We start from the raw sequence: 13238 nt of genomic DNA on the forward strand, positions 1-13238 counted from the left end.
TTTTATACAGAATCTGACAGTACTTCCATCTCCCATCTTTCGGCTTCCCGCCATATAAATCACAATTTTCCTATACCAGACGAAGGTTATTTACTAAATTTGGGAAAATTAAAAAATAATGAAACAGAAATTTTCTTTTTTCATTTTTCTTTTAACCGTAGGATTAGCGAATGCACAGGTTGAAGAGAAAAAATTGGATGATCTGATCCAAAATACCCTGAAAACTTTTGACGTTCCCGGAATGTCTGTAGGAATCGTAAAAGATGGGAAAGTGACTTATTCCAAAGGATTTGGAGTGCGTTCTCTTACCTCTAAGCAAGCAATGGATGATAATACCTTGGTAGGAATAGCTTCCAACTCCAAAGGGTTCACCTGTGTGGCATTAGCAATTTTGGCGGATGAAGGAAAATTGAATTGGGAGGATAAAGTTTCAAAATACATTCCTGAATTTCAGATGTATGACCCTTACGTTTCTCAAAATGTTACGATCAAGGATCTTATTACGCACAGAGCAGGATTAGGTTTAGGACAGGGAGACCTGATGTTTTTTCCGGAAGGAGGAAATTTAACGGTTAATGATATTGTCCATAATGTGAGATATCTGAAACCTGAAAATCCTTTCAGAACAACTTTAGATTATAATAATATCATGTTCATTGTTGCTGGTGAGGTCATTCACAGAATCTCCGGATTAAGCTGGGCTGAATTTATTGAACAAAGAATTATGAAGCCTGTAGGTATGACTTCCAGCTTTGGAAGCTATAACAGAGCGAAGGCTGTAACGAATAAAATCGATGCTCATGCCCCTGTAGACGGAAAAGCTGTTGCCGTTCCTCACGATTGGAATGAAACCGGAAATGCTGCCGGAGGAATCATGAGTAATATTAAGGATATGACTACCTGGGCAGAATGCTTATTGAATAATTTCACGACCAAAGATGGTAAGAAATTAGTCTCCGATAAAAATGTTCAGCAGCTATGGAGCCTGCAGATTCCAGATAAGGTAGCAGCAAAAAATCCTTATGATACCAGTTTCTACGGATATGGTTTAGGCTGGTTTTTAAGCGATGTGAAAGGGCACAAACAAGTACAGCATACAGGAGGACTGATTGGAACTGTTACGCAGTTTACTTTAATTCCTGATCTTAAATTAGGAATTGTAGTATTAACCAACCAACAATCCGGAGCTGCATTCAACACCATTACCAATACGGTGAAAGATTCCTACCTTGGCGTGGCAGACAGAAACTGGCTGAAAACATATGCAGATAGAATGTCTAAAGTGGAAGCTGAATTTAATAAGCAAAAGAAAGAGGCTTTCGCAAAATCAGAAACCTTTAAAAAAGAGAAAGCACTTCAGCCAAAAGCAGAGCAGTTTACAGGAACTTATAACGATGTTTGGTTTGGCGATGTAGACATTGTTCAGCAGGGAAATACTTACAGAATTTCATGTAAAAACTCACCAAGATTAAAAGGAGAACTGCTTCCATATTCCAATAATTCATTCATCATCAAATGGGATGACAGAAGTTATGATGCTGATGCTTATATCCTATTCGATTATGATGAAAACGGAAAAGCTCAGTCGGCAAAATTAAAAGCAATCTCCGATGTTACGGATTTCAGCTTTGATTTTGATGATTTGGATCTGAAGAGAAAGTAAAAAAATAACATATAGATATTAAAGAACGGACATAGGTTCGTTCTTTTTTTGTTCTCGCTGATGTTGCTGATGACACAGATTTTAAATAATCTGTGGGAAATACAACTGTAAAAACTATTACTGGAGAAGGTTTAAGTCCTGTTCAGTGCGGGCAAGCTCCGAATGGAGATGATGCTTTTCAAAGAATCTTTTTAATTCAAGCAATCGTTTTTTGTTGTTATAAGGAATGCTGGAGTTGAGTTTTCTCTGGCAGAGTGAGCAGGCTCTTGCATAATGAAAATCAGTTTCGGAAAGAGTATTGGTTCCGTTCATTACACAATTGGCATTGAGACAATGAGTGATTCCAAACATATGCCCAATTTCATGAGAGCTGATCTTCATCAGTCTTAAGGCGCTTTCATTAAAATTAGAATCCGTTAAATGTCCATTTGCAAATCTGTACATTGAAGTGACTCCAACGCCATTTTCATAGGATGCTAATCCAAAAACATAGTTCCATTCAGGTATCGGGTAAAGGTCTCTTTCTGTAATTCCCATGAACACTACGGCATCTTTTGGTTTTCTTTTGATTAAAAAACTATCCAATACATAACCAGCCCATAGCTGTTCCTGCTCATCTTTGAAAATTCTTTTTACTTTTTTAGGAAAAATACTGTTGGGTAATACTGGCAATATTTTTGTTTCCAGCTGAAAATATATTTTTAAATATTCTTTAGTAAGGTCAATCTCTTTTTTCTGAAGTTCATTAAAATTACCAATAGGTTGAAGATAAATAGTATTTTTCCCAGGTTCAGGCTTTATCTTTTTTGATTTTTGAAAATCTTCAAATTGCTGAAATTTTTCATCATGATGATACCTCCAGCTTCCAGGTTTGGGATTGGCAGATAGTTTTACATCATTGATGGCAATGGTTTCAAAATAGTTCTTATCCTTTTTCTGACATGAAAAAAAGAAAAGAAAAATTAGAATGTAAAGGAAAGTTAGGTGAACGTTATATTTTCCCCGGCTCATAAAAGAACAAAAGTTTCTTTTTGGCTCCATCAAATTCAGACCACGACTCACAGTCTACTTCAAAACCAGCTACTCCGCAGGTTGGAAAATGAAAAATATCTTCAGAGATGGAATTGGCAAAATTGGAAATTCCATTATTATGAGAGAATAGAGCCACTGAACTCAGGTTGTCATCCAGATCATAGATTACAGATTCAAAATTTCTTTCTGAAGGATTGTATAATTTTTCATTCGTAGCACAGCTTAGCTGATACGTCTGATTAAAAATTTTACAAGTATTCAAAGCACGTACTGCCGGGCTTGATACAAAATAATCGATAGAAATATTATTATTTTTAAGGAATCTGGACATGTTCATAGCATCTTCCAGGCCTTTGTCTGCCAAAGGTCTGTCAAAATCATCCGTTTCTTCCGGCCAGTCGCTTTTCGCATGTCTTACGAGGATGAGTCTCTTCATATATCTGTTTTTTGGAAGATTAAAATTATAAAAAAAAATATGGAATAAAACATGATTTACATAAAAAAACTGCGTGATGAATAAAATCAGTAAATTTTACTAAATTTGCAGACTTATGGGACAAATCCTTGCAATAGACTACGGAAAAGCCCGTTGTGGCATCGCTGTAACGGATGATATGCAGATTATAGCCAGTGGGCTGGAGACTGTGGAGAGCCGTGTTTTAATGGAATTTTTGAAAAAATATTTCAGTGAAAATAAGGTGGATGAAGTAGTCATTGGACTTCCCATAGATTTGAAGGGAAATATTTCAGAGGTGGAAACCGATATTTTAAAATTCATTGAAGATTTTAATAAAGAATTTTCGGATATTGCAGTCCATCGTTTTGATGAAAGATTTACTTCCAAAATGGCTTCATTCTTTATTTCCCAAAGCGGAAAAAGTAAGAAGAAAAGACAAGAAAAAGGATTAATAGATAAAGTAAGTGCAACCATCATATTGCAGAATTTTTTAGAACAAAGATTAAGATGATATTACCGATAAGAGCTTTTGGGGATCCTGTTTTGAGAAAAGTAGGAAAAGATATAGAAAAAGATTACCCCGGATTACAGGAACTGATAGATAATATGTTCGAAACGATGTACAGTGCAAACGGAATTGGTCTTGCTGCACCTCAGATCGGTTTGGATATCCGTTTGTTTGTAATAGACGTTACTCCTCTTGCGGAAGATGAGGACTATGAGGATATTAAGGATGAATTGGCAGAATTCAAAAAAGTATTCATTAATGCCAGAATCCTTGAAGAATCTGGTGAAGAATGGAAGTTCAATGAAGGCTGTTTGTCTATTCCGGATGTAAGAGAAGACGTGAAAAGAAAAGGGACAATCGTTATTGAATATTATGACGAAAATTTTGTGAAACATACAGAAACTTTTTCCGATATTAGAGCCCGCGTAATTCAGCATGAATATGACCACATTGAAGGGATTCTGTTTACCGATCACTTAAGCGCTTTGAAGAAGAAATTGGTGAAAGGAAAGCTGTCAAAAATCTCTCAGGGGGATGTAAGCATCGGTTACAAAATGAGATTTCCAAAATAATTTAAACAAGGATTAAAAATAATAAAAAGCAAAAAGCTTAGCGCTGATTGCAGAATTTACAAAAAATAAAATTATGCTGTTAGAAAAAATAATTTCAATTTCTGGAAAACCAGGACTTTACAAATTAGTTTCTCAATTAAGAAACGGATTCATCATTGAAGATGTTACCAACAAGAAAAAAGTAAGCATTGGAAACTCTAGCCAGGTAAGCTTATTAGATAATATCGCAATGTTTACATTTGAAAAAGAAGTTCCATTGTTCGAAGTTTTTGAAAATATTGCTAAAAACAACGACTACAAAGAAACTATTTCTCACAAATCTTCAGATGCAGATTTGAAAGACTTCATGTTGACCTCTCTTCCTAACTACGATACTGAAAGAGTATATGCTTCTGATATCAAGAAATTGGCTCAGTGGTATAACATCCTTCAGAAAGCAGGATACATTACTCCTGAAAGTTTCGTAAAGGCTGAGCCTGAAACTTTAGACGGTGAACCTGCAGAAGAGGTAAGTTTAGATATGGATGCTAAAAAAGCTGCTCCAAAAGCAGAAAAGCCTGCTGCTCCAAAAGTAAAAGCGACTTCAGCTGCAAAATCGGCTCCGAAAAGTACGCACAGAAAGCAAGGATAATTCAGTTTAGAATTAACAATATAAAGCCTTGTCAGGAATTTTTCTGACAAGGCTTTTTTTATTCTCCAAAAACCTAACAGGTTTTGGAAACTTATTAGGTTTAAACCATCACGAACCTCGGATCCCGAAACTTTAATTCTCAACGTTTGTAATGATGTGCTAATAACCCTTACATTTGTATAAGATTGAATTTCCAATTACTTATGAATACAAAACAGGAAAAATTAGAAGCTTTCGGGAGACTACTGGATATTATGGATGATTTACGTGAGAAGTGCCCGTGGGACCAGAAGCAGACATTACAATCTCTTCGACACCTTACCCTTGAAGAGACTTATGAGCTTTCCGATGCCATTTTACAGGAAGATTTGCAGGAGATTAAAAAAGAATTGGGAGATGTATTGCTTCATCTGGTTTTTTATTCTAAAATAGGTTCTGAAAAAGAAAGTTTTGATATAGCAGATGTTATTAATTCCCTTAATGAAAAACTGATTTTCCGCCACCCGCATATTTATGGCGATACTGAAGTAAAGGATGAAGAAGAAGTGAAACAAAATTGGGAGAAGCTAAAATTGAAAGAAGGAAATAAATCTATCTTAGGAGGTGTTCCGAAAAGTCTGCCAAGCCTGGTAAAAGCCTATAGAATTCAGGATAAAGTAAAAGGAATCGGGTTTGAATTTCATGATGCGGAAGATGCATGGAAAAAGGTAGATGAGGAAATTCAGGAATTTCATGCAGAAACAGATTTAGATAAAAAAGAACAGGAATTGGGAGACGTATTTTTCTCGTTGATCAACTATGCCAGAATTTCAGGAATTAATCCGGACTCTGCATTGGAGAGAACCAATCTTAAGTTTATTTCAAGATTTCAAAAGATGGAAGGTCTTGCCGAAGAACAGGATTTAAAGCTTGCAGACATGTCTCTTGAAGAAATGGATGTTCTTTGGGAAAAGGCAAAACAGTTATTATAATTTGCAGATTGGAACAATTAATGCTACCTATATTCAGTTTAAAAAATATAAATAAATATGTTACGTTTTCTTATACTTCCTGCTATGTTTTTATTGAGTTGTAATCCAAAAGCCCAGAATTCAACTGCTGAGAGTAGTGATCTGAAGCCCCAATTTTCTTTACCTAAAAAATTAAAGGAAGTTTCCGGTATTACGCTATCAAAAGATAAAAAAACAATCTGGGTAATAGAGGACAGAGGAAATAAGAATGCAGTATATGGGCTTAGCGACAGCGGGCAGATGATGGCTAAAGTTCCGGTTGAAAATGCTGAAAATACAGACTGGGAAGATATTATATCAGATGCTCAGGGAAATATTTACATCGGAGACTTTGGGAATAATGATAATGACCGAAGAGATCTTGCTATTTTAAAAACAGATCTGAAAGATATTACCCAAACCACTACAAAAGTTGTTCAAACCACTAAGTTCCACTATGAAGGGCAGACGGAATTTCCCCCAAAAAAATCAAATTTACTCTACGATTGCGAAGGTTTTGTAGAGATGGATGGGAACTTCTACCTTTTCACGAAGAACAGAAGTAAAGGATTTGACGGGACTTTCCTTGTATTTAAAGTACCTAATAAAGAAGGTGATTTTGAAGCGAAACTGATTGGTAAACTGAAACTTCAGGGTGGATATAATGACGCTGCAATTACTTCAGCGGCCATCAACAATACGAAAGATAAAATTGTGTTATTGACCCATAAAAATGTTCATGTTCTTACAGGATTTAATGCGGATGATTTCAGTACAGCTAAGGTGGCTAAGATTCCTTTAAACCATAACTCACAAAAAGAAGCGATTGTTTTTATTAATGATCAGACCTTAATGATAGCAGACGAAAAAGGAAAAGATGAAGGCGGATATGTATATCAGTTTTCGCTTAAACCATAACTTTATATCATTGTAAAATAGTAAAAAACCACAGAGAAATCTGTGGTTTTTTATTTGATCTTACGGCTTCTTAAAAGTCTTTTTTTGAGGCTGAATTTCATTATATAAAGCTTCCAGTTCCTTCGGCGGTTTACCAGAGTCAAAACTTGCAGAAGTGTAGGCAGTACCATTACTTGTGATAATAAAAGTAGACTCCATAGCCTGGTCAGAATATCGTCCGGTTGTAGGAGACGGATATGTTGATATTTTAGATAAATCAAGTGCCGCAGCCTTGCTTGATATACGCTCCCATTCTGAAGAAGACATTGGTGAATTACTTATTTCGCCATTGAAAGAATTTGTTTTAGAGGTCGGAGTAAAGGTAACCGTTGAACGACTTCCTCTTGTTTGCTCTGTCAGTTGTATTTTTTCAATTTTTTTCCGTTGAGAAGTTTCGGTTAATTTTTTTTCGATATTTCCATTTTTATTTTGATGATTACAACTAAAATTGAATAAAATGAAAATAAAATTAATTAAAATAAATTGATATTTCATTGTTTTATTTATATGTTATGATTTAAATATTTAATTATTTTTTACTATTTATATGTTTTGTTTATATATTTGCTAAAATATAAAAAACATATTAAATGCAAAAAACTATTTTTTCAAAATTATCTATTGTACCATTATTGTTTGGGCTGGTATTGGTAAATGCACAAGATAGAGAAGGCCTAAAACAGTTAAAACAATTTAGACAGAATAATTCAAATGCTGATGGCATCGAGAGGTGTGGTACTATTGAAAATGAGATGTCCTTAAAGAAAATGATACCTGGCAGAATGTCAACAGAACAGTTTGAAACATGGCTGGCTCCTTTGGTAGAAAAGGCAAAAAGGGATCATTCTTTGAATAAATCCCAAAATGGGAATATTATTACCATTCCGGTGGTAGTTCACGTTATTCATAACGGTCAAAATGTAGGAACTGCCCCTAATATTACAGATGCTCAGGTGAAGTCGCAGATTGCGGTAATGAATAATGATTATAGAAGGCTTGCCGGATCACCGGGATTTAATGCCAGCCCTGTAGGAGCAGACGTTGAAATACAGTTTGTTTTGGCTAAGGTAGATCCTAACGGGAATCCTACCAACGGTATTGACAGGGTAAATCTTTGTAAAGACTATTGGGCCAGAGGTGCAGTAAGTTCTGGCTATGAAGATTTTATTAATGGTACAGTGAAGCCTAAAACAATTTGGGATCCTACAAAATACATGAATATGTGGAGCTTAGAATTTGCAAAAAATGGATTGCTGGGATATGCTCAGTTTCCATCTAGTTCAGGGCTTCAGGGACTTCAGACTGATGGTGGAGCAGCTACTTCAGATGGTGTTGTTGCAGGATATTCAACCTTCGGAAGTATGGATTATAATGATGGAACATTTCTTATGATAGCCGGTTATGATAGAGGAAGAACAATGACTCATGAAGTAGGACACTATCTGGGATTAAGACATATTTGGGGAGATGCTTCATGTGGAAATGATTATTGTGCAGACACCCCTACAGCTCATACTGCAAATTATGACTGTGACCCTGCGATAGCTAGTTGCGATGATCCGTCTGTATTTGAAATGGTTCAGAATTACATGGATTATACCAATGATACCTGTATGAATATTTTCACCAGCGACCAGAAAACAAGAATCAGAACAGTAATGGATAACTCTCCAAGAAGAATGGAGCTAAAGGCCTCTACTGCTGACCAGCCTATTCCTTTATTTCAGAATGATGCTGAAATAAAATACGATGGCGGATGCTCATTGGGAATTGTTAATTGTGGTGCAGGAGTATTACGTCTTTTAATTACAAACAGAGGTACCGGTAATTTAACATCAGCTTCTATTACCTATTCTTTTAGTGGTGGAGCTGCACAAAATTATAACTGGACAGGAAATCTGACACAGGATCAATCGAGTGTTATCAATATTCCGGTGGATAACTCTGTGGCTTCTTCTCCCGTTTCTTTTTCTATTGCCACTGTCAATGGAGGTGCTGACCAGAGAAGTACGAATAACACTTCAACAGGGAATTATGTGAAACCCGTAGCCCCTGAATATTTCCCTGCAACTTCGGTTACGTTTAAATTAAAAAGAGACCGATATGGAGTAGAAACAAGATGGAACTTGAAAAATAGTGCCGGCCAGATTGTCAAATCAGGTGCATATAGTAATACAAAACCTGGCCAGCCTGATCCTGCACTTATTACCCAAACATGGACGCTGCCTGCAGATTGCTATGCCTTTACAATTTCGGATGACTTTGGTGATGGTTTAGAGAACGGCTATGTAGATATTGCCACAAGCTCAGGACAGGTGATATTCCATAAAGATGGTGAATTTGTATATGAGACTAAAACTTTTACAACAAGAGAAACTTTAGGAACTCAGGAAACGAATAAGAAAAGCAATTTTGGAATATATCCTAATCCAGCCAATGATGTTCTTAATATTACAGCTGTTTCAGGTGAAACTCAATTTGAAATTCATAATGCAGTTGGACAGATTGTGAAGAAAGGTAAGATTGACAATAATCAGGTTCGTGTAGCAGATCTTGAAAAAGGAACTTATGTGATTACGATACAGAATAAGAATATTTCTGAAAGTATTAAGTTCGTTAAAAAATAATATTAGCGATACAATTCAATAAAAAAACTCAGGAAATCCCTGAGTTTTTTGTTTTCAAATATTTTATTAGAATTTCATTCCTACTCCTGCGGAGATACGTCCGCCATCTGCACCATAAAAATAATTCAGTCTGGCAGACATCATTTCTACAACACTTAACCAAATACCGGCACCTACAGATTGATGCCATTTTCTGGAGTATTCACCATCATTCCATACACGGCCGATATCATATCCGACTAGGATTCCCAGGTTGGCGGGAACAATATTGTTTCTGATTCTTCCAAAATCCCAACGAATCTCTGAATTGTTAGTAAAATAGGATCTTCCTGAAAATCGTTCATTCCTGAAAGCTCTCATTCCATTGTTACCCCCGATAGCGGCAGCCTGATAGAATTCAAAATTATTATTGTTGATCCACATGGCATTACTGGCATTCGCAAAAACAAAAATTCCTTTTTTATCAATTCTATGGTCAATAGCGAATCTTCCCTTTACTGTCAGGAAATTTCTATTGAAATTGGAAAAAGTAGCTTTCCAGTCAGCATTCAGCATCAATTCCATTCCCAGTGTTGGAAAAGCAGGATTGTCCGCATTTTTATAGCTGAAAGTATAGTTTGCTCCTAAGAATTGCTGGCTGTCAAATACTTCAGGCTTTACATCCGGTGAGGTATTGATAAAACGGCCTTCTTTTCTCTGTACTTTATTATCTTCAAAAGTAAGCTGGAACTGATGATTAAAATTCATCCAGCCTTTTTGTGAGATGGAAGGTGCAACGTTAAATTTGGAGATTCTGGCCCTGTTGTATTCTCTTTCTGTATTTTCTTTATCATAAGGACTGTCATTGGAAAGCCCAAAGAAGTTCTGAGAAAATCTTGGAGTGGTATAAGCGGCATCAATATTAAAATCCCATCCTGAAATTGCTTTCTTAAAAATTCCTTTGTAAGTAAGGCTGAACCCGGCGGTAGCAGTATAAAAATTAGCTTTTAAACTATGCTTTTGGGTAAAAGGATCACGGATGAAATTATTCACGGTGTAATTTGCTAAGACACCTATAATTACCCCGTCATCAGGGTTATAATCAACATTAGGATATCCGGCAAATGCATTGTATTTTGGATGCTTGTAATTGTAGGTGTTTACTTCATAATCATCGGCAATATTTTTAGTGGCATTCCCTGCGTTGTAGGTGTTTTTTTGAGACTCAAAGTCGTAGATTTTTACTTTTCTTCCGTCTGCTACATTATAGACATCATGGTTATAACCACCAATCAGCCTGATATTCATCTTCGGACGTCCGGTTCCTACTACGTCATAAATATCGTCATCTTCCAATCCGTAAATCCAAAGTTCTTTTGTTTTTGAATCATGATAAGTCTTTTCAAAAACCAGTTCGTTTTTATCTTTGTTTTTACCTAATTTATATTGCTGTACAAGAACAGAATGACCATTTTTGGTAATTACAAACCTATCCGGGCCTATTGTACCAGCAAGAGGAACTTTTTCCTGCAGGACATTATAGTAGTCAGAAGCGTATTTTTGTAATTTAGTTTTTCTTATTTTCAGTTTTCTCTGGATATCCGCGATAGTCTCATCCTGAACTTCTTTAGGAAGGTTATGAAAAGCATCATCAATATCCGCGTCTGTTAAATGTTCCTGAATATATTTGGCCTGGGCCTCCCATTCTTGCTGGGTAGAAGATTTTAAAAAGACAAGATCCATTGGATAAGGTTCCATAGCCAGCCATTTTACACTGCTGATATCTTCCGTGAAGGTTTTCATGTGGCGGATAGCAGGAACATTCATAATAATCTTAAATGCAGCTCCATCATATTTGCTGAATGCCTGGTCTCTATCTTTTGGAATGGGTTTATAGATGATTTTATCACCATCTTCATATTGCGCCCATTTCCATTGATCTGAATGCCTATCCCAGTCACCAATCAGCATGTCAAACAGTCTTGCTCTGATATAAGATTCCTTATCTACAGAGTATTTGTCGTTTTTAGCCAGGTTCTTCAGAACATCATCGGTAGAAAGAATATCTTTTGCATTATTAAGGTAAGCCAGTGTTTTGGGATCTGAAGAAAAACGTTCTTCAATCATATACATTTCATCCCCATAGTTTTGATTATACTTTCCTAAAGCCTGTTGTTTGGGAATATAATACAACTTCGGATTGCTATGGAGAATATTCAGTTTTTCTGACATATTTCCTATCGTAAACGGAGTAAAGGGATGGTTGGTAGTATAAAAGTCCAAAAGAAATTTCTCAGGAAAACTATTGGTAAGTTCCTCACCAAAAGTACTCCTTGTGAACGCCATATTATTTAGAAAGCGGATTGCACTTTTTTTCACTCCGCGCATCACAAATTCTTGTCCGTCGTTCGCTTTTAATCTTAAACTGTTGGATTGGTTTCCACCTCCTTCTCTGAATGGAGTATAGCCGCCGTTCAATTCTGATAGATTAGCCGTAGGAGCTTCAATGGACATTCCATAGTACTTTCTGTAATGTTCCCCCCAAAGCCATCGGTAGACCCCTCCTTTTTGCGTTAGCTGTACCGGATAGATGGTTGAAGGTACGGTAGCCGGAAATGTATTGGGAAAGTTATTTACAAATACATCAGGTTTGGATATCACAGAAATCTGTGACAATTTCTGAAGCTTAGCATCCTTTGTGGAAAAGAATTCTACATCGGTGCTCTGGTCTTTTCTAATATTTAGGACCGCAAAGCCGCTTCCTCCGTAGGAAAAATCTGTTTTTTCAGTAATGGTAGACGGATCTGTTTTAGAGCCGGCACCACTGATGATCTGCCTCATATTTCCTTCTTCATGATATTGTAAATTATGATCGTGTCCGGAAACAAAGATTACATTTTCTTTATCCTGAACAATACTTTTCAACCTGTTGGAAAGTTCTGCATAATGCTGATTGTTAATGTCTGCAGGACTTATTCCTGAAGAACTTCTCAGGATATTGATGGCACTGGCAACTCCGGGTACCGGTATTTTGCTTTTAAGAGGATAAAGGTGCGATTTCGCTGAATGGAAACCTGCATGGGTTCCGCTGCTGATAATCGGGTGGTGTAGGGCTATGATGATTCTTTTACCCTGATTTTTGATGATCAGATCTTTAAATTCTGTATAAAAATCTTCACGGGTTTTGATATTACAATTTTTATTAATTCCAGGATAGTTATCCCAATTGGTAATTACCCATTCTGTATCAATGGCAATCAGCTTAATATCTTTGGTAATGCTGATATCATCAATAGGGCATCCGTTTTTAGGAAGAAATGCCTTTTTATCATCAAAATATTTTTTGACTAATGATTCCTGAGCATTTAGTCCACTCAAGCCACTGTACCAATCATGATTTCCGGGAATTACCAGAGTTTTTCCTTTAAAATTTTTAGTAATAGAAAGTTGATCCTCCAGTTTTTGCTTAGCTAAAACATAGCCTTTATCTGATTCTTTAGGCATTCCGTTGGGATAGATATTATCCCCAAGGAAGATCAGCATTGAGTTGCTGTCTGCAGAATCAAGTTTATTTTTAAGTAAATTCAGTGTCTTCTGTGCCTGGGGTTCATCTGCGTTTCCGGCATCTCCAATCAGGAAGAGTTTAAAATCATTTTCAGATTTTATCTCGGAATCTTTTACTTCAAATAAGTTTTTCCCTTTTTGTACGTTATATGTTGCGCAGGAGTACATCACTCCGGCGGACATTACTGTTCTGAGAACAATAGAAGTATTTTTTAGATGATTTTTAAAGGATAAATTCATAAATTTACATTAACAAAAA

Annotated in this window: 11 protein-coding genes; 7 read left to right on the plus strand and 4 right to left on the minus strand. The window is 36.2% G+C overall.

Annotated elements, in window-relative coordinates:
- The first annotated feature begins 118 nt into the window (after window positions 1–118).
- Window positions 119–1663: a serine hydrolase gene (locus tag AC3HD6_RS19605; protein ID WP_488897871.1), complete on the plus strand. Its 1545-nt coding sequence runs from the start codon at window positions 119–121 to the stop codon at window positions 1661–1663.
- A gap of 117 nt (window positions 1664–1780) precedes the next feature.
- Here the strand turns inward: AC3HD6_RS19605 and AC3HD6_RS19610 are convergent, their stop codons facing one another.
- Both AC3HD6_RS19610 and AC3HD6_RS19615 read right to left on the minus strand, forming a co-directional pair.
- Entirely contained in the window at window positions 1781–2674 is an 894-nt protein-coding gene (locus AC3HD6_RS19610; RefSeq protein ID WP_488897872.1) for an archaemetzincin, read from the minus strand.
- Window positions 2655–3131 carry a SixA phosphatase family protein gene (locus AC3HD6_RS19615; protein WP_488897873.1) on the minus strand — a complete coding sequence of 159 codons (477 nt, stop codon included), beginning with the start codon at window positions 3129–3131 and terminating at the stop codon, window positions 2655–2657. Before AC3HD6_RS19615 ends, AC3HD6_RS19610 begins: the two co-directional genes overlap by 20 nt.
- A 115-nt stretch (window positions 3132–3246) precedes the next feature.
- Between AC3HD6_RS19615 and ruvX the strand changes: the two genes are divergently transcribed.
- The 5 genes from ruvX (at window position 3247) to AC3HD6_RS19640 (ending at window position 6770) form a co-directional block, all read left to right on the plus strand.
- Window positions 3247–3663: a Holliday junction resolvase RuvX gene (gene ruvX, locus AC3HD6_RS19620; RefSeq protein ID WP_488897874.1), complete on the plus strand. Its 417-nt coding sequence runs from the start codon at window positions 3247–3249 to the stop codon at window positions 3661–3663.
- Complete coding sequence (def, locus tag AC3HD6_RS19625) at window positions 3660–4232, plus strand: peptide deformylase (protein WP_066698489.1); 573 nt, start codon at window positions 3660–3662, stop codon at window positions 4230–4232. Before ruvX ends, def begins: the two co-directional genes overlap by 4 nt.
- A 73-nt stretch (window positions 4233–4305) precedes the next feature.
- Window positions 4306–4863 carry a DUF5606 family protein gene (locus AC3HD6_RS19630; protein WP_068939986.1) on the plus strand — a complete coding sequence of 186 codons (558 nt, stop codon included), beginning with the start codon at window positions 4306–4308 and terminating at the stop codon, window positions 4861–4863.
- 203 nt (window positions 4864–5066) lie between these two features.
- On the plus strand, window positions 5067–5834 hold the full coding sequence (mazG, locus tag AC3HD6_RS19635; protein ID WP_488897875.1) for a nucleoside triphosphate pyrophosphohydrolase: 768 nt from the start codon (window positions 5067–5069) through the stop codon (window positions 5832–5834).
- Between the two features lie 57 nt (window positions 5835–5891).
- Entirely contained in the window at window positions 5892–6770 is an 879-nt protein-coding gene (locus AC3HD6_RS19640) for a hypothetical protein (RefSeq protein WP_488897876.1), read from the plus strand.
- Between the two features lie 60 nt (window positions 6771–6830).
- Here the strand turns inward: AC3HD6_RS19640 and AC3HD6_RS19645 are convergent, their stop codons facing one another.
- Window positions 6831–7304 (minus strand): hypothetical protein, encoded by a 474-nt coding sequence (locus tag AC3HD6_RS19645; protein ID WP_488897877.1) that lies wholly within the window; start codon window positions 7302–7304, stop codon window positions 6831–6833.
- Between the two features lie 95 nt (window positions 7305–7399).
- Here AC3HD6_RS19645 and AC3HD6_RS19650 point away from each other — a divergent pair, with 95 nt between their 5' ends.
- The gene (locus AC3HD6_RS19650; protein ID WP_488897878.1) at window positions 7400–9436 is read left to right on the plus strand and encodes a M43 family zinc metalloprotease; all 2037 of its coding nucleotides are present in this window, start codon (window positions 7400–7402) and stop codon (window positions 9434–9436) included.
- A 66-nt stretch (window positions 9437–9502) separates the two neighbouring features.
- Here the strand turns inward: AC3HD6_RS19650 and AC3HD6_RS19655 are convergent, their stop codons facing one another.
- Window positions 9503–13219, minus strand: a complete 3717-nt coding sequence (locus AC3HD6_RS19655; protein WP_488897879.1) for a metallophosphoesterase — start codon at window positions 13217–13219, stop codon at window positions 9503–9505.
- Window positions 13220–13238 lie beyond the last annotated feature (19 nt).

Source organism: Chryseobacterium sp. II3a (genome assembly GCF_057815135.1).